23 protein-coding genes are annotated in these 23,941 nt (G+C 64.2%); 13 read left to right on the forward strand and 10 right to left on the reverse strand.

Annotated features, from left to right (window positions below):
• Window positions 1-27: 27 nt before the first annotated feature.
• From AC1L6K_RS03210 to AC1L6K_RS03240, 7 genes are all read right to left on the reverse strand, one after another.
• Complete coding sequence (locus tag AC1L6K_RS03210) at window positions 28-1,644, reverse strand: carbohydrate-binding domain-containing protein (RefSeq protein WP_480951295.1); 1,617 nt, start codon at window positions 1,642-1,644, stop codon at window positions 28-30.
• 10 nt (window positions 1,645-1,654) lie between these two features.
• Window positions 1,655-2,440 carry a polyphosphate polymerase domain-containing protein gene (locus AC1L6K_RS03215; protein ID WP_480951296.1) on the reverse strand — a complete coding sequence of 262 codons (786 nt, stop codon included), beginning with the start codon at window positions 2,438-2,440 and terminating at the stop codon, window positions 1,655-1,657.
• Window positions 2,440-3,072: a DUF4956 domain-containing protein gene (locus AC1L6K_RS03220; RefSeq protein ID WP_480951297.1), complete on the reverse strand. Its 633-nt coding sequence runs from the start codon at window positions 3,070-3,072 to the stop codon at window positions 2,440-2,442. The genes AC1L6K_RS03215 and AC1L6K_RS03220 overlap by 1 nt, the downstream gene beginning before the upstream one ends.
• Window positions 3,073-3,110: 38 nt before the next feature.
• Window positions 3,111-4,220 (reverse strand): GtrA family protein, encoded by a 1,110-nt coding sequence (locus AC1L6K_RS03225; RefSeq protein WP_480951298.1) that lies wholly within the window; start codon window positions 4,218-4,220, stop codon window positions 3,111-3,113.
• Between the two features lie 6 nt (window positions 4,221-4,226).
• A complete protein-coding gene (locus tag AC1L6K_RS03230; RefSeq protein ID WP_480951299.1) occupies window positions 4,227-5,282 on the reverse strand; it encodes a phosphodiester glycosidase family protein in 1,056 nt (351 codons plus the stop codon).
• A 65-nt stretch (window positions 5,283-5,347) separates the two neighbouring features.
• Complete coding sequence (locus AC1L6K_RS03235) at window positions 5,348-6,877, reverse strand: sensor histidine kinase (protein WP_480951300.1); 1,530 nt, start codon at window positions 6,875-6,877, stop codon at window positions 5,348-5,350.
• Window positions 6,874-7,620, reverse strand: coding sequence for a response regulator transcription factor (locus tag AC1L6K_RS03240; RefSeq protein WP_480951301.1), 747 nt, complete (start codon window positions 7,618-7,620; stop codon window positions 6,874-6,876). The genes AC1L6K_RS03235 and AC1L6K_RS03240 overlap by 4 nt, the downstream gene beginning before the upstream one ends.
• Before the next feature lie 205 nt (window positions 7,621-7,825).
• On the opposite strand from AC1L6K_RS03240, the gene AC1L6K_RS03245 reads away from it, so the two are divergent.
• The 13 genes from AC1L6K_RS03245 (at window position 7,826) to panC (ending at window position 20,367) form a co-directional block, all read left to right on the forward strand.
• Window positions 7,826-9,022: a zinc-dependent metalloprotease gene (locus AC1L6K_RS03245; RefSeq protein WP_480951302.1), complete on the forward strand. Its 1,197-nt coding sequence runs from the start codon at window positions 7,826-7,828 to the stop codon at window positions 9,020-9,022.
• A complete protein-coding gene (gene tilS / locus AC1L6K_RS03250) occupies window positions 9,023-10,213 on the forward strand; it encodes a tRNA lysidine(34) synthetase TilS (RefSeq protein WP_480951303.1) in 1,191 nt (396 codons plus the stop codon).
• A 53-nt stretch (window positions 10,214-10,266) separates the two neighbouring features.
• The gene (gene hpt / locus AC1L6K_RS03255) at window positions 10,267-10,818 is read left to right on the forward strand and encodes a hypoxanthine phosphoribosyltransferase (RefSeq protein ID WP_480951304.1); all 552 of its coding nucleotides are present in this window, start codon (window positions 10,267-10,269) and stop codon (window positions 10,816-10,818) included.
• A gap of 262 nt (window positions 10,819-11,080) precedes the next feature.
• Window positions 11,081-13,156, forward strand: coding sequence for an ATP-dependent zinc metalloprotease FtsH (gene ftsH, locus AC1L6K_RS03260; protein WP_480951305.1), 2,076 nt, complete (start codon window positions 11,081-11,083; stop codon window positions 13,154-13,156).
• Between the two features lie 77 nt (window positions 13,157-13,233).
• A complete protein-coding gene (folE, locus tag AC1L6K_RS03265) occupies window positions 13,234-13,815 on the forward strand; it encodes a GTP cyclohydrolase I FolE (protein ID WP_480952683.1) in 582 nt (193 codons plus the stop codon).
• 11 nt (window positions 13,816-13,826) lie between these two features.
• A complete protein-coding gene (gene folP, locus AC1L6K_RS03270; RefSeq protein WP_480951306.1) occupies window positions 13,827-14,819 on the forward strand; it encodes a dihydropteroate synthase in 993 nt (330 codons plus the stop codon).
• Window positions 14,816-15,262, forward strand: a complete 447-nt coding sequence (folB, locus tag AC1L6K_RS03275; RefSeq protein ID WP_480951307.1) for a dihydroneopterin aldolase — start codon at window positions 14,816-14,818, stop codon at window positions 15,260-15,262. The genes folP and folB overlap by 4 nt, the downstream gene beginning before the upstream one ends.
• Complete coding sequence (gene folK / locus AC1L6K_RS03280) at window positions 15,259-15,783, forward strand: 2-amino-4-hydroxy-6-hydroxymethyldihydropteridine diphosphokinase (protein WP_480951308.1); 525 nt, start codon at window positions 15,259-15,261, stop codon at window positions 15,781-15,783. The genes folB and folK overlap by 4 nt, the downstream gene beginning before the upstream one ends.
• 94 nt (window positions 15,784-15,877) lie before the next feature.
• Window positions 15,878-16,393, forward strand: coding sequence for a DUF3180 domain-containing protein (locus AC1L6K_RS03285; RefSeq protein ID WP_480951309.1), 516 nt, complete (start codon window positions 15,878-15,880; stop codon window positions 16,391-16,393).
• Complete coding sequence (locus AC1L6K_RS03290) at window positions 16,386-16,907, forward strand: PH domain-containing protein (protein ID WP_480951310.1); 522 nt, start codon at window positions 16,386-16,388, stop codon at window positions 16,905-16,907. The genes AC1L6K_RS03285 and AC1L6K_RS03290 overlap by 8 nt, the downstream gene beginning before the upstream one ends.
• Complete coding sequence (locus AC1L6K_RS03295; protein ID WP_480951311.1) at window positions 16,904-18,421, forward strand: PH domain-containing protein; 1,518 nt, start codon at window positions 16,904-16,906, stop codon at window positions 18,419-18,421. Before AC1L6K_RS03290 ends, AC1L6K_RS03295 begins: the two co-directional genes overlap by 4 nt.
• Entirely contained in the window at window positions 18,411-19,331 is a 921-nt protein-coding gene (locus tag AC1L6K_RS03300; protein WP_480951312.1) for a Rossmann-like and DUF2520 domain-containing protein, read from the forward strand. Before AC1L6K_RS03295 ends, AC1L6K_RS03300 begins: the two co-directional genes overlap by 11 nt.
• 85 nt (window positions 19,332-19,416) lie before the next feature.
• Window positions 19,417-20,367 carry a pantoate--beta-alanine ligase gene (gene panC, locus AC1L6K_RS03305; protein WP_480951313.1) on the forward strand — a complete coding sequence of 317 codons (951 nt, stop codon included), beginning with the start codon at window positions 19,417-19,419 and terminating at the stop codon, window positions 20,365-20,367.
• 154 nt (window positions 20,368-20,521) lie between these two features.
• On the opposite strand, the gene AC1L6K_RS03310 is transcribed toward panC, so the two are convergent.
• The 3 genes from AC1L6K_RS03310 to uriH are packed head-to-tail and all read right to left on the reverse strand — an operon-like array spanning window position 20,522 to window position 23,885.
• On the reverse strand, window positions 20,522-21,463 hold the full coding sequence (locus tag AC1L6K_RS03310; protein WP_480951314.1) for a ribokinase: 942 nt from the start codon (window positions 21,461-21,463) through the stop codon (window positions 20,522-20,524).
• Window positions 21,460-22,896: a uridine transporter UriT gene (uriT, locus tag AC1L6K_RS03315; RefSeq protein ID WP_480951315.1), complete on the reverse strand. Its 1,437-nt coding sequence runs from the start codon at window positions 22,894-22,896 to the stop codon at window positions 21,460-21,462. Before uriT ends, AC1L6K_RS03310 begins: the two co-directional genes overlap by 4 nt.
• Window positions 22,893-23,885 carry a uridine-preferring nucleoside hydrolase UriH gene (uriH, locus tag AC1L6K_RS03320; RefSeq protein WP_480952684.1) on the reverse strand — a complete coding sequence of 331 codons (993 nt, stop codon included), beginning with the start codon at window positions 23,883-23,885 and terminating at the stop codon, window positions 22,893-22,895. Before uriH ends, uriT begins: the two co-directional genes overlap by 4 nt.
• Window positions 23,886-23,941: the final 56 nt, after the last annotated feature.

Below are 23,941 nucleotides of genomic sequence, written 5' to 3' on the forward strand. Positions count from 1 at the left end.
ATGCTTCTAGTGGGACGGCCGCGGGGTTTAGCGCATGCCGGGGCCGCCGCCTGCGGTGTATTCGCCCGCCACAGCCGTTGTCGCTTCCGTGGCGCCGGTGGGGGAACCCGTGCCGAGACCAGCCTCGACATCTGCGGTGCCGCCGGTGAGGACGGTGTAGTTCTCACCGGCCTTTAGGTCGGCGCTAGAGAACACGATCGAGGCCGTTTGCTTTGCGGTCACAAACGTTGCCACGACGGCTCCTGTTGAGTCGGTGATCTGAACTGCTGTGCCGGCGGCAACGGGGGAATCGAAACTGATCTGGAGGCCGGACTGGGTTGAGGTTTCACCGGGGGTGACAACCATGCCGGCGCTGCCTGCCGCTGCGAGGGCGCCGCCGGTGATGCTCAGCTCGCCGTTGACGTCCAGGGCGCCATTCCCATCGGAGGAGGGCCCGTTGACAACGACGGTGCCGCCGCTGATGGTGGCGTTGCCATTGGAATCCAGACCGTCGCCCTCCGCGTTGACAGTCACCGTGCCGCCGGAGATGTCAAGGGAGAAATCGCCCACGGTGCCCATGCCGCCTTCTCCCATGCCGCCTTGCGGGGCGCCTTGGCCGGCCCCTGCGGCGGTATTGGCGGCAGTGTCGGAGGTCGTGGTGGACCCGCCGGCGGCATTGAGGCCGTCGTCGTTGGAGGTGACGCTGACGGTGCCGCCCGAGATGGCGATGTGTGCGGCCTCGAGGCCTTCTTCGGATTTGGACACGGTGGCTGTGCCGTCGCTGATGGTCAGCGTCGTGGCTGCCTTGATGCCGTCATCGCCGGCCGCCACATTCAGCGTTCCACCGGCCACCAGCAGCCAGCCGCGGTTGGTTTCGGTGTCATTCGTGGATTTGACCCCATCTCCACCGGCGGCCACCGAATAGCTGCCGTCGAGCAGAACCGTGTAGTCCTTGCCCTTGATGCCATCATCTGCCGCCGTGACGGTGACATTTCCGGCGGCAAGCACCAGCCCGTCCTTGGTGGAAATGCCATCCTGGTAGTTGCCGCTGACGGCCAGCTTGCCCGTGCCGGCAAGGGTGAGGTCTGCCAAGGAGTAGACGGCGGCGTTGGCGGCATCGGTTCCCGTGTTCGTGTAGCTGGAGGCATCACTGAGGGTATTGCTTGTGCCGTCCGCAAGGAACAGCAGCACCTCGTTGGCGCCTTGAATATCAACGGCCGCTCCGGTGGAGCTGGTCACGGTGGCATTGTCCAAGATAATGCGGACTACATCCTCTTCTCCGGCAGCAACCACCAGCCCGCCATCGCCCAGCGTTCCGGAAACCCGGTAGGTTCCGCCGGCGGCGATGGTTACAGTGTTGCCATCAACGGAAACGGCATCTGCGTTGGTGCCCGAAGCTGCGCTGGAACCGTCGGCCAGGGTCACAGTGGTTTCCTTGGCGGCATCCCACGACAGGTCGTCGGCATCGAAGTGGGTTGACTCGGCGACGCTGCTGGCCAGCTCGGCCGTCGTTCCGCCGGTGACCACGCTGGTGGCCGATGACGTGGCAGCGGAGGTGGGATCCGCCGTCGAACCTGATGACTGGGCTGAACAGCCAGCCAGGGCCAGGGCCAGGGCGAGTGCCGCCACTGAGGTGGCGCGTTGTGCCCGGGAGAAGAAGCTCATGGTGTGTTCCTTACTGGTTTGGGGGTTGCGGCATGTTGTGTCGCAAGGTGCGGTGCCAGCGGTTGGCGGGCAGGTGTGGCATGAGGGTGGCCATGCCGGTGGCGAACTTTGAGATCCGGGAGGGGCGGATGCCGTTCCTCCACAGGTGTTTGTCGAGCTGGCCGGGGGCGGAGCCGGATTTCGTCTCCACCACCAGTTGATCCGTCATGATCAGCGGGTTCTGCCCGGGCAGTGACCAGGCAACGTTCACATCGATCGTGGCCCGGCTGTTGGAGGCCGGCAGGTAGAGGGTGATCCGCCCGTAGACGGTTTCCAGGACGGGGGACAGTTTGACAGGCAGTGCCTGGCCCGTTCCCACGAGTGTTTCGGCGATGTAGGCCGCACCTTCATCCGTAATGGTGGAGCGGTCGGCAATGTCGTAGGGAATGCGTTCCTTGACGGTGGCGCTGCGCGAGCCCTCCGTTTTGACCTCAAGGAAGCTGACGCCGCTGTCGAGGTAGCTGCGGGTCCGGATCTTGTAGCGTCGGCGCCGGCCATGGGCGGCCAGGTGGTAGCTGTCCAGCCCCGGGGTGTCGAAGTACACGGAATCGTAGGGGAAGATCTGTAAGCCGTTGGTGTCCAGGACCCGCATCTGCGCGTCAAAGGTGTTGAAAATCTGCGTGAATTTGTCCACCGGGACCAGATACTTCCGGTCGATGCGGGTCTGCAATGCCGCCGTGGTGTTCAGGTCCTCAAGGTTGATGGTGGGCAGCGTGTCCAGCCGGGGGTTCAGGGTGCTCTGGTAGCTCAGTTCCACTAGGCACCGACCTGGTCAAAGCGTCGGCCTTCTGGTGAAGGCAGCTGTTCCTGGAGCGGGCCGCACGGTGCCGATTCCTGTTTGCGGTGGACGCCAACCTCGAAACGGACATCCACGTCGGTCTTGTCGTTGACCAGGTCAAGGCACTGGACAATGACAGTGTGGACGGTGCCGCCAAGGACCTCTTCCAGCCGGGCCTTCAGCGCCGCGGGATCGGCGATGGCTTGATCCAGGATGACGCTTTGCTGGCGGTACTTCGGGAGAACGCGGGGGTTGTCGCCAATGAACATGACAGCAAGGATCAGCGCCATCAGCGACAGCGAGAGCCACAGCGGCTCAACGCCGAGTCCGGCAATCAGGCCCAGGGCCAGCGAGGAGAAGTAATACGCCACCTCGTGCTGGGACAGTTCCGTGGAGCGCAGGCGGATGATCGAGAGGACACCGAACAGGCCAAGGCCAAGTCCGACGCCGGCGGCCGAGCTTGAGAGGGCCGTTGCCACGGCCAGGACGCCAACGTTGATGCCGAGGTAGGAGACCACCAGGTCGCGTCGCCGGTGCCGGCGCAGGTACATGCCAAACGTCATCACCATAATTGCCACAAGATCGGCGGCCACGAATATCCAAGCGTTCATAATTGTCTCCAAATTCAAGGTTCAAAGGGGTTCCATAACTAGATTTCCGCGTGAAGCTGTGCTGAATCTGTGCTGGTGGGCAGCTGGGCTTGTGAATACATATTTGTTGCCGATTTCGTTTCTTTTGCGGTGGCCCGCTCGCGGAAAAGGAACCGTTTTTGCACGGCGAAGCTGAGCAGGAACAGCACCATATCGGTCATGACCTTGGCCGGAAATACCGGCAGTCCGGCCTCCGTGAAACTAAGCAGCAGGCCATAGTTGGCGGCGAGCAGGAACACAACCAGGGCAAAGTAGCGCCCGGCTGTTCGTTTGAGCGGGGCCGCTCGCCCTTCGGGGAAAACGAGCCGCCGGTTGACGGCGAAATTGGCGGCTGAACTGATGGCCCGCGCTCCCACCACGGCCATCCACAGGGATCCTGTGGCAGACATGATGACAAGAAAAGCCACCGTGTCCACCAGGAACCCCATGAGTGATGACATGGAGAATTTCAGCAGCGGTGCATAGATCCGCAGGGAGTCACGGAGGGGGCGGAAATGTGATGACTCATTCCCGGAAATGTAAATGGTGGCGATGCCGACGCTTTCCAGGGTGTAACCCTGTGAACGGGCCTCCAGCAACACATTGAGTTCATACTCGTAGCGGTCGCCGCGCACGGACAGCAGCCAGGGAAGCAGCCGGGCCGGGTAGCCCCGCAGGCCGGTTTGGGTGTCATGCAGCCATGTGCCGGTTGCCAAGGCAAAGAAGAACCGCGTGGCAGAGTTGCCGAAGCTGCTGCGCAGCGGAACCTGGCCGCTGAAGTGCCGCTCACCCAAAACAATGGCGTTGTTGGGCGCAACGGCCGCGGCGACGCGGAGAATGTCCGTTACACAATGCTGGCCGTCGCTGTCGGCACACACCACGTCGTGACCGGGCAGGTTGGCGGCGATGTAGCTGAAACCTGTTTTAAGTGCCTGCCCCTTGCCATGGTTGTTGGGATAGCCAATGACAGTGGCGCCCAACGCCAACACCTGCGCAAAGATTGCTTCGAAGCGTGGGCCGCTACCGTCGTTGACAACAACAATCCTTGCCCTGGTGCCGGAATTATTCAGTGCGTGGATCAGCTCGGGGAGCTTTTCATCCGGTTCGAACGACGGGATCAAGATAATCATGGCTGCCTACCTCGCCAGGTAGAGGATGTCGGAGGTGCCACGTTCCTGGTTCCTGCCCAGCGGCTTGTTCACGAGCGAGCCGTTGAAGTACATGGTTGAGGATCCGCCGCCGTCAATGTTGTAGGCCGCGGTGGCTCCCAGATCCAGCATGATCTGTGCCAATTCGGGCATGGTGACGCCGGTGCTGTACCCGGTGGAGCGGCCATCCACCACCACGAAAACAAGTTGATTGGGAGCAATGACGCCGACGGCCGTCCTCGGTTGAAGTCCCTGGATGGAGTGATTGCCAAAATTGGTGTCAACTTCGATGCTGTCTATGCCGTCCTTGACGGCGCCGTTCTCAATGAGTGAGGGACCGAAGGAGAGCGTGTTCCACACGCCGTTGGCCACGAGGGTTGCGGCGTCGGTGCTCGTCTCGTCGTACACCTCAACCGTGCCATCGCGGTAAAAAGCAAGGCCTTCCCTTGCGCCGGCGTCGCGGTAGGAAACACCGTTGCGAATCACGATTCCGGTATCGCGAAAGCCGTAATAATCGCCATTGATGGCGAAGATGGCATCCTTGTCCGCGGCAATGGCGGAGGTGGTTTCGGTAATGTTTTCCCCGAAACTGTTCTGCGCGAATGCTGACTTCAGGGCCGTGGCGTCGCTCAGGTCGATCTTCGCCGTGAAGTAGTTCAGGGTTGCATCGCCGCTGCCGTTGGTGACCTGCTCGATGGCGAGAGTTGCGTTTGGGGAGGTGAAGCCGTTCTTACCAACGACGGCGGCAGCATTGGATCCGCTTGTCCCGGCGGCGCTCGCCGTGCTGCCCGATTGCGACGAGGCTGCGCCGGCCTCGTATGCGTCGACGTCGTTGATTTCAACGTGTTCCACGACGAACCGGTCAAGGGCCCAGGCTGTGGCCCCGCCGGCGGAGAGAAGCAGTCCGAGGGCCCCGCCCAGGACAACGCGGCGGGTTGGGGTTTTCTTGGCGCCGGTATCCACGGGCGCCTGGCCAGTGGACGTTTGCGCTGTGGATATTTGGTCTGTGGATATTTGCTCTGGGGGAGGGGAAGGAGTGTTCATGCTTCTTTTTTACGCAGGCACCCTGTGCCGTTTGCGTCCGCTACCTTGTGCTGAAGCTGTGAGCCTTAGCTGGTGTGCTCCCGGACCGGCAGCTGGAGCGTAAAGCACGTCCGGCCGGGGACGCTGGTGACGGTGATGGTGCCTTGATTCGCCTGTGCCAGGGCGTCGACGATGGCCAGTCCCAGCCCCGAGCTGTTGCTTTCATGGCTTCGGGCGCGTGCGGCATCGGCCCGGCTGAAGCGGGTGAATATTTGTGCCAGGAAGTCCTGGTCGATGCCTTCGCCGTTGTCTTCGATGGTCAGCGCCGCCTGCCCCTTCGCGACCGCCAGGCCCACCCGGATGTGGGTGCCGGCCGCCGTGTGCTTGGCGGCATTGGAGAGCAGGTTGATGATGATTTGCCGCAGTTCCGATTCCACGGCAAACACCAGCACCGGTTCCTCCGGGAGCGACAGTGCCCAGCTGTGGTCCCGCGCGGCAACCTTGCTGTCCTGGGTGGTTTCCATCAGCAGGTCGGTCAGGTCAACCGATTCCGGTTCTCCCCGCTGGCCCTCATCGAGCCGGGCCAGAAGCAGCAGGTCTTCCACCAGTGCCGACATGCGCCGGGATTCACTGTCCACCCGCCGCAGGGCGGCGGATCCGGACGGGGTCAGCTGCTCGCTTAACAGGACCAGCTCCGTGTAGCCGCGGATGGATGTCAGGGGAGTGCGAAGTTCATGGCTGGCATCGGCAACGAACTGGCGCACCTTCACCTCGCCGGCATGGCGGGCCGCAAAGGAGCGGGTGAGGTGGTCGAGCATGTTGTTGAAGGCCACACCCACATCACCAATTTCGGTGCCGGGCGCCGCAGCGAGGGGCGGGATGCGCACGTTGATGGCGGCTTCCCCCGAGTCCAGCGGCAGGGAGGCAACTGTCGTTGCCACGGCGGAGAGCTCGTCCAGGGGGCGCAGGGAGCGCCTGATGATGATGGTGCCCACCAAGCCGATCAAGGCCAGGCCGGCTGTTGAAACGACCACCGTTGTCCACGCCAGCGAGTTCAAGGTTGAGTCCCGCTCCGCGGTCGGGAATCCCACCACGAGTTTTCCTCCCGTCGGCATGAACGTCGAGGATGCGGAGAGCCGGTAGCTGCCGCTGGAGAGGGCCATCTCGGTGGCCTGCCCGGTAGGGGCCAGATGCTGGATCTGTTGCAGATCCGCCGAAGTCAGGGCGATGGCGGAACCGTCCGCCTGCACGACCGACGAGTCGATGACGGTCGGTTGCGAGGCGGAGTGGGAGAAGAGCGCCAGCAGCGTGCCCGGCCGCTGGCCCCGGGTGTCCAGTGGATTGGGCTGTCCGGTGGGGAGCAGGGACGCTTCGCTGGGCGCCAGGGCACCTTTCGGCCGGTCTTTGGGGCCCGCGGAGCGTTCCGCCGATTCGTGCAGGCTGCTGTCGATTTGGGCCGTGAGGTAATTGTTCATGGCTAGGTGGCTCACGACGCCAATCGTGGCGCAGATGGCGGCCAGCAAGGCCAGGACGGCGACAATCAGCTTGGTCCGCAGCCTGTGGGTGCGTTGTCTCCGCGCCCCGGGTTGCGTCCCGGTGCGGCTGGGGGCAGTCACTGATTGGCCGGCTTGAGCACGTAACCCACGCCCCGGACGGTGTGAATCATGGGGGCGCGTCCGGCGTCGATCTTTTTGCGCAGGTAGGAGATGTAAAGCTCCACGATGTTGGCTTGTCCGCCAAAATCGTAGTGCCACACCTGGTCCAGGATCTGGGGTTTGCTGACCACACGCCGGGCGTTTTCCATGAGGTAGCGCAACAGCTCCCATTGCGTGGCCGTCAGGTCGATGTCCGTGCCGCCGCGGGTGACCTCGCGGGTGTCAAAGTTCAGCACGAGATCCCCGACAACAACCTCCGTATTGTCCGATGACGCGATCCCGGAGCGTTGCACCAGGCGGTGCAGGCGCAGCATCAGCTCCTCCATGCTGAAGGGCTTCGTCACGTAGTCGTCGCCGCCAGCCGCCAGGCCGGCAATCCTGTCGTGGACGGCGTCGCGTGCCGTCAGAAACAACGCCGGTATTTCAGGAGCAAACTCCCGGATTTTCTGCAGCGCCTCGATGCCGTCCATCTCCGGCATCATGACATCGAGCACCAGTACGTCGGGGCGGAAGGTGCGGGCGGTGCGCACAGCATCGGCCCCATTGCCGGCCGTGGCAACATCCCAGCCGGCCATGCGCAGGCCCATGCTGATCAGCTCCGTCAGGCTGGTCTCGTCATCAACGACCAGGGCACGGATGGGGCTGCCGTCGGGATGCGCCAATTGCGGAAGCTCTGTGAAGGTATTCCGCGGCGTTTCAGTCATCGGTCCATGTCTCTCGTGCTGGCATGCCCGGGGAGGGCCTGCAGATGGTGTTTCCCACAGTAGTTGCCTGCAGGCTGATTGCGGTTGACGTTTCAAGCGCTGCCTCCAAGTGTGGCTGATGAGCCTAAGCCGCTTCTTGTCCCTTCCTGTGTCCGGGCTGTGAACCGCCAGCACGCTGTCAGGGATTTGTGGTCTGATGGTATCCATGACTCCGCAGCGCAGCTCCGCAACGAAACCGCCCACATCCCACGGCATGGTCAACTGGGATCTTGCCGCCAGGACGGCAGCCAACTTGGCCCCTGCAGGCCCGGCACTGACAGGGTCCGAAATCTCCGAGGCAGTGGAGAAGCTGCGCGCCGCGGCCGAAAAATCGGTCCCGTACGTCCATGAAATCAGCAGGCTTGAGGCCGCCAGGGACCTGCACGACTCCGAGGTGTTGGTGGTCGACAGGGCCTCCTGGGCCAAAGCCAACACACAAAGCTTCGCCGTCATGATGGACCCGGTGCTGCGGGCAGTGGCCGCCAAGCAAAGCCAGCAGGCGCAGGGAAGCCAGCCGGCGCAGGGGGCAGGGGCCGACCACCAGTCTTCCGGGGGCGCCGGAACGGCCTTGAGTGCCACTGTCACGGGCGCCCAGCTGGGCGGGGCGTTGGCGTTCCTTTCCAGCAAGGTCCTTGGCCAGTACGACCCCTTCGCCGCCATGGCACCGACGGCACCCGAGCGGGCGCAGGCCTCGGGCGGGCGCCTGCTACTTGTCGCACCCAACATCATCACAGTCGAGCGTGACCTGAAAGTTGACCCCGCCGATTTCCGGCTTTGGGTGTGCCTGCATGAGCAGACGCACCGGGTGCAGTTTGCGGCGGCGCCGTGGCTGCGACACCACATGCTCGGTGAGATCGAGAAGCTGGGCGCCCTGTTGGTGGGGGATTCGGAAAACTTTGGTGAACGCCTCCTGCAGTCCGCCAAGCAGCTCGGCAGGCCCGGCGCACGCAGCAAGGATTCGGCGCTGCAGGATCCCAGCCGCGGCGGCGTCCTGGACCTGCTGCAAAACCCCGACCAGAAGGCGGCGCTGTCGCACCTGACGGCAGTCATGAGCCTGCTCGAGGGGCACGCCAATGTCGTCATGGACGGTGTCGACCAAAGCATTGTGCCCACTGTCCGCACCATCCGGCAACGGTTCAACAGCCGCGGCAAGGACCGCGGGGCCATGGAAAAGTTCTTCCGGAACCTTCTTGGCCTGGACGCCAAAATGCGCCAGTACCGCGACGGCGCCAAGTTTGTTCGGGACGCGGTCGCCGTGGTTGGCATGGACGGCTTCAACAATGTGTGGACCCGGGCGGAAAATCTGCCCACGGAACCCGAGATTCACAACGCCGTGCTCTGGGTTGAACGGATGGGACTGTAGATGGATCCGTTGACCGGCACGGCCCGCCGAGGGCCGCGCGGGCGCCTCGACCCGACGGTCGGAAAAGCCCGGGCCATGGTGGGCGGACTCTTGGGCTTGAAAACCACAGGCAGGAACCTGCCTGTGGACAACCCGCCCCTGGTCCTGGTTGGCTGCAGCGGCGGGCCCGACTCGCTGGCCCTGGCGGCCGTGTGCGCCTTTTTCGCCAGGCGCGGGGAGGTTCGTGTCGGCGCCGTCGTCGTTGACCACCAGATGCAGGCCGGCAGCGATGATGTCGCCCGGTCCACCGCCGACCAGCTGCGCACCCTGGGCCTGGATCCGGTCGTGGTCAGGACAGTTGACCTGGCGCACGACGGCACCGGCCCGGAGGCAGCAGCCCGGGCGGCACGCTTTGCGGCACTTGAAGCGGCGGCACAGGAAATGGGTGCCCGGCACGTCTTGCTTGGACACACCCTCGATGACCAGGCGGAGTCGGTGCTGCTGGGACTCGCACGCGGGTCCGGGACACGCTCCCTGGCCGGCATGCGCGAACGCCGCGGCATGTATCTGCGCCCTTTCCTGGGGCTGCGCCGGGATGAGACGTTGGCCATATGCGACGCATTGGAACTCACGCCGTGGCATGACCCGGCCAACCAGGACCCGGCATATCTGCGGGTCAGGGTCCGCAACGTTGTCATCCCCCATCTCAACGCCGAACTTGGACCGGGCATCGCCGAATCGCTGGCCCGCTCCGCCAATATTCTGGGCCATGACGCCGACTTCCTCGATGAGCTGGCGGGGGTTGAATACGAGAAATTGGCGATCCGTGGCGGGGGCGGCCAACCGGCGGCAGACGCAGCCGGCAGTGTCGGAACCGTGGCCGAAAACCGGGTGGGAGACGGCCCTGGGAACGCTGCCGACGGCGCAGGCGACGATGCCGGCTGTGCCGAGATCCTCCTGTCGGAGGACGCACTGAGGGGATTGGCTCCGGCCCTGAAGATGAGAGTGTTGGCGCTGGCCGTCGTCGAACTTGGGGGAACCCAGCCAAGCCTTGAGCGGCTGGCTGCGGCAGAAAAACTGTTGGACCGAAAGGGCTCCGCGGGACCCGTGCAGTTGGCGGGAAAAGTCAGTGTGTTCAGGATTTCGCGCAACCAGGGTGTTCCCCACGACGGCCCCGGCTATGGGAAGCTAGTTCTTAGACGCAGCACATAGGCGCCCCACAGTACTAAAACCAGTACCAAAACCTTCACAATCAGGAGTCATTGGTGGATTCACAAGACGTCCATGCCGATCTTAAGCACGTTCTTTATACCAAGGAACAAATCCAAACACGCGTCGCCGAACTGGCCGCAGAGATTGATGCCGACTACCAGGACCGCGATGTCCTTCTTGTCGGCGTACTCAAGGGCGCCGTCATGGTGATGGCGGATCTTTCCCGCGCCCTGCACAGTCACGTCACCATGGACTGGATGGCGGTGTCCTCCTACGGCTCCGGCACCCAGTCCTCCGGTGTGGTTCGGATCCTGAAGGACCTCGAAACCGACCTGATGGGCAAGCACGTGCTGATCGTCGAGGACATCATCGACTCCGGCCTGACCTTGTCATGGCTGCGTGCCAACCTCATGTCGCGCGGGCCCGCTTCGGTTGAAATCTGCACCCTGCTGCGCAAGCCCAAGGCTGCCAAGGTCGAGATCGACGTCAAGTACGTCGGCTACGAGATCCCGAACGAATTCGTTGTTGGCTACGGCCTGGACTTCGCCGAAAAGTACCGCAACTTGGACTTCATCGGCACCCTGGCACCGCATATTTACGAGTAAAAACCGCCGCATGCGCCTGTCTCCCCGTGCGGGATGCGGGCGCATCGTGGCTTAACGGGGCAGCGCCGGACGGTGCTGCCCCGTCATTTAATGGCAAAATCCTGGCCAAACGGGCAATTCGTTATGCCCACAGGGAACTAAAGGCAGTTGCTGTACGTGTAGCAAGGCGAACGGTGTAAAGCTAATAGCCGGGGACGTGTCGGTGCGTCTTGTAAAAGTATGAATTGGTTGAGCGGGAGGGACGAGGCCTGGCCTCGAACACATGAAAGTCAAAAAACTCTTCAAAGGTCCATTTGTCTGGATCATTGTGGTGGTTGTGCTCATCGGGGCCGGCCTCTTCACATTGACTGGCAGCGGGACCAGCCGCATTGGAACGTCTGAAGCCCTGGACCTGCTCAAAAGCGACAAGGTTGTTTCGGCCAAGGTGTTTGGTTCCGAGGGCCGTGTGGACATGATCCTGAAGGACGACTACACAACTGTTGAAGACCGCAAGGCCGGCAAGAACGTGCAGTTCTACTACGGCGGCTACCGGGCAACGACAATGGTTGACGCCATTGACAATGCGAACCTGAAAACGTTCGATGACCAGCCGGCGTCGAACAACTTCTGGTCAAGCATGCTCTCGCTGCTGATTCCCTTCGTTTTGATCGGCTTGATCTTCTGGTTCCTGTTCTCCCGCATGCAGGGCGGCGGCAACAAGGTCATGCAATTTGGCAAGTCAAAGGCCAAGCTGATGACCAAGGACCATCCGCAGGTGACATTCAACGATGTTGCCGGCGCGGATGAGGCGGTGGAGGAGCTCCATGAAATCAAGGACTTCCTGCAAAACCCCGACAAGTTCACTGCCGTTGGCGCGAAGATCCCCAAGGGTGTGCTGCTCTACGGTCCTCCCGGAACCGGAAAGACCCTGCTGGCCCGCGCGGTTGCCGGTGAGGCGGGCGTGCCGTTCTACTCCATCTCCGGCTCTGACTTCGTGGAAATGTTCGTCGGCGTGGGTGCCTCCCGTGTCCGCGACCTCTTCGAGCAGGCCAAGGCAAACTCCCCGGCCATTATCTTTGTTGACGAGATCGACGCCGTCGGCCGTCACCGTGGTGCCGGCATCGGCGGCGGCAACGACGAACGCGAGCAGACACTCAACCAGCTGCTCGTGGAAATGGACGGCTTTGACGTCAAGACGAATGTCATCTTGATTGCCGCCACCAACCGTCCCGACGTGCTCGACCCGGCACTGCTGCGCCCCGGCCGTTTTGACCGCCAGATTCCCGTCGAGGCTCCCGACCGCCTCGGCCGTGAGCAGATCCTGCGGGTGCATTCCAAGGGCAAGCCCATGGCCCCCGGCGTTGACCTCAACGCCGTTGCCAAGAAGACGCCCGGCTACACGGGTGCCGACCTTGCCAATGTGCTCAACGAGGCCGCACTGCTGACTGCACGCTCCAATGCGCAGCTCATCGATGACCGCGCCCTGGACGAATCGATCGACCGTGTCATGGCGGGGCCGCAGAAGCGCACCCGCGTCATGAAGGAACTTGAACGCAAGATCACCGCCTACCACGAAGGCGGGCACGCACTTGTGGCCGCGGCCATGCACAATACGGCCCCGGTCACCAAGATCACCATCCTGCCCCGTGGCCGCGCCCTTGGCTACACGATGGTGGTTCCCGAGGACGACAAGTACTCGATCACCCGCAACGAGCTGCTGGACCAGATGGCCTACGCCATGGGTGGCCGCGTCGCTGAGGAAATCGTGTTCCACGACCCGTCCACGGGAGCGTCAAATGACATTGAAAAGGCCACCGCAACTGCCCGGGCCATGGTCACCCAGTACGGCATGAGCGAGCTCATCGGAGCCGTCAAGCTTGGTGCCGCAGCCGGGGAGCCGTTTGTTGGCGGCGGTGGCGGGCACGAGCGCGACTACTCCGAATCGGTTGCTGCGCTGGTTGATGGGGAAGTGCGCAAGCTCATCGACCAGGCTCATGACGACGCCTATGCGGCGGTGATCGCCAACCGGGACATCCTGGACCGGCTCGCCCTGGAACTGTTGGAGCGCGAGACCTTGAACCAGGCAGAGATTGCTGAAATCTTCACGGATCTCCGCAAGCCTGCCGAGCGCAAGGTGTGGCTGTCCAAGGACTCCCGCCCCGTCTCCGACCTGCCCCCCGTCATTACCGACAAGGAGCGCCGCGAGGCACGGGAAGCGGACCAGCCCATGCCTGAGGCTGTTTCACCCCAGGACCAGCTCGCCAACGCCCGCCTTGACGGCGAGATCGATGCCCCGGGCAACCGTCCCGGCATCGAACTGGGCAAGGGCGAGACCCCGCAGCTGCCGGGACAGCCGTAATCGGCGATAGAATCACATCCGTGACTGACTACGACGACGAACTTGAGTTGGAGCAGGGCGGCGCCGATGGTGCCGCCCTGGCTGGTGACGAACGCAGGGTGGACTTGCCGCGCATTGCAGCGGCAGTCCGGGAGATCCTGCTGGCCATTGGGGAAGACCCCGAACGCAGCGGGCTCGTTGACACGCCCAAACGTGTCGCCAAGGCCTACCGCGAAATGTTTTCCGGCCTGCACCAGGACCCGGCCGACGTTTTGGGCACCACCTTTGACATCGCCCATGAAGAAATGGTGCTGGTCAAGGACATCCCGTTCTATTCAACCTGTGAACACCACCTGGTGCCGTTCCACGGCAGCGCCCACGTGGGCTACATCCCGTCGTCGGACGGCAGGGTCACGGGCCTTAGCAAGCTCGCGCGCCTGGTCGACATTTTTGCCAAACGTCCCCAGGTCCAGGAACGCCTCACCACCCAAATTGCTGACGCTTTGATCGAACATCTCAAACCTCGCGGCGCCATTGTCGTCATCGAGTGTGAACACATGTGCATGTCCATGCGTGGCGTGCGTAAGCCAGGGGCCAAGACAGTCACCAGTGCTGTCCGCGGTCTGCTTCACGAGCCCGCAACCCGGGCCGAAGCCATGAGCCTGATTCTCGGAAGGTAACTAGACACACCATGGATTCCCTCGCAGCGGCACCCGGTACGGGTCCTGCCACCTCACCCCTGCCCGTCCTTCGGGCACGGCGCTCAATGGCAACATTTGCCACCCTGCCCAAGGACCGCACAGTGGTCATGGGAATCTTGAATTGCACCCCCGATTCCTTCAGTGACGGTGGCGAATACAACTCCACCGAGACGGCCATTGCGCACGGCCTGCGCATGTTTTACGGTGGCGCGGACATTATCGATGTGGGCGGGGAGTCAACCCGCCCGGGCTCGTCAGAGGTTGATGAGCTCGAGGAACAGCACCGCATCCTGCCGGTCATTACGGCGCTGGCCAAGGCCGGGGCGCTGATCAGTGTTGACACGCGCCACGCAACGACGGCCGCACTGGCACTGGATGCCGGCGCGGGCCTGATCAATGACGTCTCCGGCGCCAACGTGCACGATGACATGATCGCGTTGATCGCCGAACGCCAGATCCCGTACGTTTTGATGCACAGCCGCGGCAATTCGCGCTCGATGGATTCGCTGACGCAGTACACGGACGTCGTTGAGGACGTGGTGCGCGAGCTCGGCGAGGTGCGCGAAAAATTCTATGCCGCGGGTGTCGCTCCGGAGAACTTGATTCTTGATCCGGGAATCGGCTTCTCGAAGAACGCCGAGCAGAACTGGGAATTGCTGGCCAATCTCCACCGCGTCGCCGACATGGGCAACAAGGTCCTGGTGGGCACCTCCCGCAAGCGCTTCCTTGGTTCGCTGCTGACGACCGCAGGAAAGGCCGCCGCACCCAAGGAGCGCGACGACGCCACCTCGGCAACCACCGCCCTTGCCGGCGCCCAAGGCATTTGGGGGGTTCGCGTGCACGACGTCGGGGCGAGCCTTGACGCTGCCAAGGTCGCAGCCAGGTTGCTGCTCGGCAACAACAAGCGCACTGCCCGGCTGGCAGCCGCCCGCGAAGGGGAGCTCGCCGCCCAGGAATCCCCCGCCGTCCAGGAAGTACAGTGACACGTTTGGACATCATCAAGCTGACAAGCGTCACCGCGATCGGCTACCACGGTGTGTTCGAGCATGAAAAACGTGACGGCCAGCCATTCATCACCGACGCGGTGCTGCACCTGGACGTGTCGGCGGCGGCGGCCACGGATGATTTGAATCAAACCGCAAACTACGGGGCAGTGGCTGAGACCATCGTGGCCATGGTCACCGGTGAGGCGTTCGACCTGATCGAGACGCTGAGCCTTCGCATGGTTGAAAAAATTCTTGCCGACTTTCCCGTGGTCCAGGCCGTCGAGGTGACTGTCCACAAGCCGAAGGCCCCCATTCAGGTCCCCTTTGGCGATGTCAGCATCACAGTCTTCAGATCCCGCGGAGAACTCCGCGGCAGCACAGCCGGCACATCCGAGGACTGCACAGCCGAGACCAGCACCGTTCCGGCCGGCCGGCCGTGACGCCCGCCCGCCCGCTGACCCGGGCCATCCTGGCGCTGGGAAGCAACCTTGGTGAGCGCGAAGGCACACTGCAGAGCGCCGTCGCCGATTTGGTTGACCGCCCCGAAGTGCGGCTGCAAAATGTTTCGCCCGTTGTGACCACCAAGGCCGTGGGCGGTCCCGAGGGACAGCCGGATTTTCTGAACATGGTCATCGCGATCGACACCACGCTTTCCGCCGTCGAGCTGTTGGTGCACTGCCAGTCGGTGGAGCTGGCCCACCACAGGACCCGGGAGGTTCGCTGGGGGGCCCGCACACTCGACGTTGACATCATCACCTATGGTGAGGAAACGAGTGCGGACCCGGTTCTGACCCTGCCCCACCCGCGTGCGGCAGGCCGGGCTTTTGTGCTTTATCCGTGGTCCCTCATGGAACCCAACGCCACACTGGCCGGGTCTCCGGTGGCGGACTTGGCGGCCGCCGCACCTGACATGGCGGGCATCGGCCTTGACCAGGACGGGTCCCCGGGCCAGGAGTCTTAAGCGGCGCCCGGGAACGACTGCCGGCAGAAGCTCCAAAACGGCAAAAACCCAGTACGGTTGAATATGTAGTCCAACGCGAATCGGTGAGGCAACAATGAGAAGCACAATGCGGACCATCAGGCCTGCATGGCTGGTGGCCGTGACAATCGTCCTGGCCGCCATCGGGTGGGTGGCCACCGAGCTGACCTCCCGCGCGAGCCTGGCCCTGCCGGTATTGCCGCTGAGCTCCTTGATAACCATGGCCCTGATAGCCATCGTCTGCCTGATCCTTGGCCTCAAGGTCCGCCGCTGGCGGGACGGAAACCGCGACAAGGTTCTTGACCCGCTCCTGGCGGCCCGCACTGTCGTGCTGGCCCAGGCCTGCGCATATGCAGGTGCCGTGCTCTTTGGCTGGCACACGGGCATTTTGCTCGACCAGCTGCCCACCATCGCCCTCCGCGCCGACCTAGCCGTGGTTTGGCAGATGGTGGCCCTGATGGTCGGCGCCCTCGTCATGGTCGCCGTCGGTGTCATGGTGGAACGCTTTTGCAAGGTCCCGCCCGAGGACAGCGAGCCGCCGTCGACACCACGACCCAAGCGTGAAAGCCATGGAGAGGAAGAATTTGCCTAGGCAAAACAGCAGCTCCATCGACCCCGACGACGTCACCTTCCTGCGGGTCTCAGAAAAGCTCATCAAAGCCCGATTCATTTCCAGTGGCATCGGCACCTTGATCTTCCTGGCCGTGACCGCGGTCCCGTTGGTGCTCATGCGCACCGGCGTGTGGGGCGGCTACCCTGCCTGGCTGGCCTGGGCAGCGCCGGCTGTCGTGGTCATCATTGCGTTGTGGGAAATGATCTTGATCCCCCGGCAGGTGCGGGCCATCGGCTATGCCGAACGCAACGAGGACCTGTTGATCCGCGGGGGCATCATGTTCCGCCGCGTCATGGTCGTCCCCTACGGGCGGATGCAATACGTCGACGTCACCATGGGCCCGCTCGAACGCATGCTCGGACTCAGCACCATCCACCTGCACACGGCGTCGCCCGGGACCAACGCGTTGATCAACGGGCTGCCGGCAGCCGAGGCCGGCCGCCTCCGCGAACAGCTCTCTGCCCGCGGTGAGGCAAAATTGGCCGGCCTGTGAGCGAGAAACTTCAAGAGGACGGGCCATCCTTCCGCACCGACAGCGACGACTCGTGGCACCGCGTGCACCCCATCTCCCCGCTCGTTCGCGGCTGGGTGGCCGTTGCCGCCGTGATCTTTGTGTTTGGCAGGAACTCGCTTGAGTCGCTGTTCACGGGGCGCTTCAGCGGCGACGGCGGATCGCAGGGCGGCGGGGCACCAGCCGTGGTCATTGCCGCGGTGGTGGGTGCCGCCGTCGTTATTTTCGGTGTCTCCTTTTTCCTGTCCTGGCGCTTCACCCGCTACCAGGTCACCAACGACCACGTGCACATCAATTCGGGCGTGGTCTTCCGCCAGCAGCGCAGGGCCCGCATCGACAGGGTCCAGGCCATCGACGTGGTCCAGCCGCTGGTGGCACGGGCGTTTGGGCTCGCGGAACTGAAATTTGAGGTGGCCGACGGCGGGAAGTCGGCGATGAAGCTTTCCTTTCTCAAGCTCTCCGAGGCCAAGCGGCTGCGGGCGGCCATTCTTGCCCGGGCGGCTGGAGCGGCGGTTGATCCGGATGCACCGGAGGATGTCCAGGAGGCGCCGGAAACGCCTGTGCTGGCCCTGAAACCAGGCCGGATCATCGGGGCGGCGATCTTCAGCAGCACCACAATTGTCGCCCTGGTCGTCGTGGCGGCGGCCGTGGTGGCAGTTGTGTGGAGCGGACGGCCCGGCATCCTGGTTGCCGTCGTGCCGATCTTCATCGGCATCGTCGCCGCCTACTGGAAAACCATCACCACCGATTTTAATTTCAGGGTGGCCGTTTCCCCGGATGGGGTGCGGCTGCATTACGGCATGCTGGAAACCCGTTCCCAGACCATCCCGCCGGGCCGGGTCCAGGCCGTTGGCATCAGCCAGAGCCCGGTGTGGCGGCCGTTTGGCTGGTACCGGGTGCATGTGAACGTGGCAGGCTATGGCTCCGACCTTGGTGACAACGGCTCCCGGACAGTGCTGCTGCCTGCCGGGACCCTTGACGAGGTCATGGCCGTGCTGGGCCTGGTGTTCCCGGACCCGGGCGTGGAGAACCCCTTCGACGTGTTTGCCGCGGGATTGCGCGGAACGGGCGACGCCGAAGGATTTGTCCACTCCCCGCGCACTGCCCGCTGGATAGACCCAATTACCTGGCGGCACAATGCCTTCAGGGCCACGGACACTGCCCTGCTTTGCCGCCATGGCCGGATCTTCCGCCAACTCCAGGTCGTGCCCCACGAACGCACCCAGTCGCTGGGGCTGCGCCAGGGCCCGCTCATGGCCGCACTTGACCTGGTCAACTTTGAACTGCATTCAACAGCCGGGCCCATCCGCCCGCTGGTGCGCCACATGTCGGCGGCCAACGGGCTCCGGCTATTCAACGAACAAGCCGTCCGCGCCGCCACGGCGCGGCGCATCCACCGAAGTGAAAAATGGCTCGAGGCGGCGCGGATGCCGGCGCCGGTGCCTGAAAATACAGAAGGGCAACCCAACTTGAAGGAGCAGGAACGTGGCGATTAAGCCGGGCCGCCTGGGCATCGGAATCATTGGTGCCGGCAAGGTCGGTGCCGTTTTGGGTGCCGCCCTGCGCGCCGCCGGGCACGCCGTCGTCGGGGTTTCAGCGGTGTCCGAGGCCTCCAGGGAGCGGGCCGAGCTGCTGCTGCCGGGGGTGCCGGTGCTCGAAGTGGCCGACATTGTGGAGCGGGCGGAACTGGTGCTCCTTGCTGTTCCGGATGACATCCTGCCGGAGCTGGTGGGCGGGCTTGGCGCCATGGGGGCGTGGCAGGTGGGGCAGTTGGTTGCCCACACGTCAGGGCGGTTTGGCACAGGTGTTTTGGCCCCGGTCAAAGCTGCCGGCGGGATTCCCCTCGCGCTGCACCCGGCAATGACGTTCACCGGCATGAGCCTTGACCTGGCCCGGCTCTCCGACTGCAATTTTGGCATCACCGCCGAACCGGCCATGCTGCCGATTGCCCAGGCCCTTGTGGTGGAAATGGGTGCCGAACCGGTGGTGATTGCGGAGGCTGACCGCGTGCTGTATCACGCGGCCCTGGCCCATTCGGCAAACCACCTGGTCACGCTCGTGGCCCAGGCAACCCAAATTTTAAGCGACATCGGCGTGGAAGCGCCGAACCAGGTGCTTGGTCCGCTGCTACGGGCGGCCCTGGAAAACGCGCTGACCTCGGGGGACTCGGCCTTGACCGGCCCGGTTGCCCGCGGCGACGTCGGAACGGTGGCGGCGCATTCGGCCGCATTGCGTGAGTACGCCCTGGACACAGGCGCCAGCGACGTCCTCGACGCCTACCTGGCCATGTCCGGCGCGACGGCGACCCGGGCGGCCAGGCGCCGGCTGCTCTCCGCCGAGGCGTATCTTGGCGTTCAGGCGGCACTGGCCAACGACGACGGCGGCCCCGGCACGACCATCTCCTAGGATTTTTTGGGCTGTGCAACGGCTGCCGCGGACTTGCGCCGCGCAGCTGCTGCCGCCATTGCACGAAGTGAAGAGAGTGAAGGACATGAGCATTTCATTGGTGACAACCATCGCCGAGCTGAAGACGCAGACGGCGATGCTGTTGCAGGACAGGGCCCGGGATGGGGCTAAAAGTGGTGGCCGGGGCTCGGGCATTCGTGCCGGAACACTGGGGCTTGTGCCCACCATGGGTGCCCTGCACCGCGGGCACGGCGAACTGGCCCGGACGGCTGTGGCAGAGAACTCGGTGGTGGTGGCGAGCGTGTTCGTCAACCCGCTGCAGTTCGGCGACGCCGGGGACCTGGAGCGCTACCCCCGCTCCACAGAAGCCGACCTGGCCTTGCTGGCGGCGGCCGGCGTTGACTTCATGTTTGCCCCGTCGGCGGCGGAAATGTACCCCGACGGTGAGCCGATGGTGCGGGTCACGGCGGGAAAAATGGGTGAGCTGCACGAGGGCACCTCGCGTCCCGGACACTTTGACGGCGCGTTGACGGTGGTGTCCAAGCTCCTGCACGTGGGCCTGCCCCATGAAGGATTGGCCGCCCCGGACACTGCCGGGCGCCCGGCCTACAGGGCCTATTTTGGCCAGAAGGACGCCCAGCAGCTGACCTTGGTGCGACAAATGGTGGCGGACCTGAACTTCCCGGCGGACATTGTGGCAGTGCCCACCGTCCGGGACGACGATGGTCTTGCGCTATCCAGCCGGAACCGTTTCCTGTCCGGACAGGAGCGGGACTCCGCCCTGGTCCTTTCACGGGCGCTGGGTCTCCTGCAGCGTCGCGCCGACGCCCACGAACCCCTTGACCTCAGCTCCGTCGAGGAGCTGGTGCGCAGCGCGCCGGGCGTGGCACTGGATTACTTGGAGGTCGTCGATCCGCTAACCCTTGCCGTGCGGGCCGAGAACTGCCAGGACACGCCGTTCACTGGCGAAGCCCTGGCCCTCATCGCAGCCACGGTGGGGCCCGTGCGCCTCATCGACAACATGCCCCTGGGCTGACCCGCCGCTTAAACATCTGACCCCCGCTTAAGCAACTAGCCCGCAGAAGTGGTCGCTGAATCAACTTAAATTAGTTGATTCAGCAACCACTTCTGCGGGCCAGTTTGAGGGTGGAGTTTGGGGGAGGGGAGGGTGAGGGTGGGGGAAGGCTGGGTTAGCGGGCGGAAACCACTGCCGCCACCTCGCCCGTTGTCGGGTACGCGGCCTGCGTGCCCTTCTTCGTCGCCGCCAGGGCCGCCGCCACCGAAGCATAGCGGGCAGCGGCCACGAGCGTGTCCCCATCCGCCAGGCGTGCGGCAACCGCCCCGGTGAAGGCATCGCCGGCACCCGTGGTGTCGACGGCAACAACAGTTGTCGGAGCAATGCGGACAACGGGTTCGGCCGTGTTGGCCGAGTCCAGCACAACAGACCCGGCAGCCCCCAGGGTCACCAGGACCTTGGGCAGCCCGCGCCCGGAAAACGCTGCCACGGCACCGTGCCAGTCGGCGACCGGGGCGTCTGCGGCAGGCATGGCAAAGCCGTCAAGGAATTGCGAGGCCTCATGGGCATTGACAAGCAGCACGTCCGTGAGCCGCGCCAGCTCCCCGGTAACAGGGGCGTAGGGGGACAGGTTCAGCAGAACTGTTGCTCCGGCGTCGTGCCCGGACTGGGCTGCAGCCTGGACAGTGTCCAGGGAAACCTCCAGGCACAGGCAGACGACGGCGGCACCGGCAAACGCCGACGCCGGCATGTCGGCAGGGGACACGGTTCCGTTGGCCCCGGCGGAGATGATGATGGTGTTCTCGCCGCTGCCGTCCACGGAGATGACCGCAACCCCCGTCGGCTCGGCGGCGCGCCGGACACGGCTGACGTCAACGCCGGCACCCTCGGTGGAGGCCACCAGCATGTCGCCGTTGGCGTCGCGTCCGACGGCACCAAGCAGTGTGACATTGCCGCCCAGTTTGGCGGCGGACACGGCCTGGTTCGCGCTCTTGCCGCCGGGATTCACGGCAAAACCGTTGCCGTGCAGGGTTTCTCCGGGGGAGGGCAGCCGGTCGCAATAAATGGTGAGGTCGGCATTGAGCGAGCCGGCCACAACAATCTTGGCTGTGCTCATGGGGCAACCTCCGCATCGACGGGCTGGGGCACAAGCAGGGAGGCGGCGAAGGCTGCCGCCGTGATGGCCAGGGCAACCACGACCACCGTCAGGTACGAGCCATGGCCGCCCAGCGGGGCCGTGGCCACCAGGATGGCCGGCAGGACCAGGAAGCTGAGCCCGGCACCGAGGTTGAAGGCGCCGGCGTTCATGCCGGGCAGGAAACCGGCGTTGCCTTCGGGGGACAGGACCACGCCCAGGCCGTTGAGCATGATGTTCACGGTGCCGGCGTACATGATGCCCAGCAGGACGGTGCCGGCGATCATCCAACCCAGGCTGTGGAGCCCGAGGAAGCCGATGATGGCCAGAGCCGCAATGCTCCCGAGCAGGCCGACCCGCAGCATCTTCGTGTATCCATGGACCGGGGCGAGACGTCCGGTGATGGGCCCGAACAGCCAGCCAAGCAGTGCGTAGGGCGTCAGGATCAACAGGCTCATCTGGGTGGCGCCGATCCCAAATCCGGGATCCGCCGCCTGCACAAATGCCGGCACTATCCCGTTGATCACGGCAAAGATGCCTGTCATGGTCAGGGTGGTTGTCAGCAGCGGGGCCCAGGTGGCGCGCTGGCGCAGGTGCACCGTCTCCACCATGGGGTGCTTGGACCGCTTTTCCACTGCCCAGAACGCCATGAAAGCAACGACGGCGAGCACGGTCAGTGCCAGCGCGGTCACCAGCGGGGCCGTGGCCATGCCGCCCACCAGTTTGGTGGCTTCATTCAGGGCAGTCAGCAGGGCACCAACGGCCACGACAATGAAGAACACGCCCAGCCAGTCCATTCTGGTGCCTTCGCCGGGCTTGCTTTCAGTGGCAAGGACGGCGATCAGGACGGTGGCGAGGGCTGCGATGACGACCATGAGCCAGAAGATGCTGCGGAAACCAAAGTGTTCGGCAAAATACCCGCCGACGAAGGAGTCAATGCCGGCGATGCCGCCATTGACGGCGGTGATCAGGCCCATGAGGGCGCCGTACTTCTTGGGGTTCTTCACGGCGGAGCGCAGCATGATCAGGCACAGCGGAACGGTGGGCCCGCTGACGCCCTGGATGATGCGGCCGACAAACAGCCAGGTGATGTCCGGGGCCATGGCGGAGATGATGGAGCCGATGCCCATCATGACCATCATGCCGATGAGGACCTTCTTGCGGCCGATGATGTCGCTCAGGCGCGGCAGGAACAGCGAGAACACTGCTGCCGCCGTGAAGAACCAGGTCTGGGACAGGCCGATCGAGGCCTGGTCTGTTTGCAGTTCCTCGCCCATGGTGACAAGGGCGGGGCTGAGCATGGAGGCGTTGAGCTGGAAGGCCACGCAGGCCGTCAGCAGCGCGACCATGAGGGCTGTGACGTTGCCGGGCTTGGTGAGCACCCCGGACTTTGCCAGTGGCGGTGCCTGGCTCACAGGTCAACCTCGCCGATGCGTACGAGGGCGTCGGTGACGAGGTTCCAGAACTTTTCGTGGTCAAGTGCCACTGCCACCGACGTCTTGCAGCCGGCCGGAGCCGGGGCGCGAAAGTCGGCCACTGTCATCCCGAGGGTCAGTGTGCCCGTCAGCTCGATGTCGACGGGGACCCTTTGGGTGGTCATGACCGTGGGGTCAATGACGTAGGCGACGGCGCACGGGTCGTGGACCGGCGGGTAGTCGAAGCCCTGGGCATCCTTGTACGTCTTGGTGAAGAACTCCATCAGTTCCATGACGAACTTGGCCGGCTTGGTGCCGACGGCGTCGATGGCTGCCACGACGTCGGGGGTGGCCAGCGCCTGGTGCGTGAGGTCAAGCCCGACCATGACAACCTCCCAGCCCGCGTTGAACACGATGTGGGCGGCCTCGGGGTCGATGATGATGTTGAATTCGGCCACCGGGCTCCAGTTGCCCACGTGGAAGCCGCCGCCCATGAGGACAACTTCCTTCACGCGCTCAACGATGCGCGGCTCCTTGCGGGCTGCCATGGCAATGTTGGTCAGGCCCGCTGTGGGGACAAGGGTCACGGTGCCCGGCTCATGCGCCATGATGGTCTCAATGATGAGGTCGACGGCGTGGCGCGGGTCGAGCTCGATGGTCGACTCGGGCTGGGCGGGCCCGTCCATGCCGCTGGCGCCGTGGATGTCGGGTGCGGTCTCAATGCTTCGCACCAGGGGCCTGTCGCAGCCGGCGGCGAACGGCACACCCGTGATGCCGGCGATGGTTCCGACGGTCAGGGCATTGCGGGTCACTTTTTCCAAGGTTTGGTTTCCCACCACGGTTGTCACCGCAAGCAGTTCAATGTTCGGGTTGCCGTGGGCCAGCAGCAGGGCGACTGCGTCGTCATGGCCGGGGTCGCAGTCAAGGATGATCTTGCGGGGACCGGCGGCTGCGATGTGCCGGGTTGCTGCGTTCGGTGCTGCCGGGATCGGTGCCGTCTCGCTCTGAGCCGTCTCGTTCGGGGCAGGGTGTCGTTCCGTGTTCA

The sequence above is a fragment of the Specibacter sp. BI4 genome, from assembly GCF_056680095.1.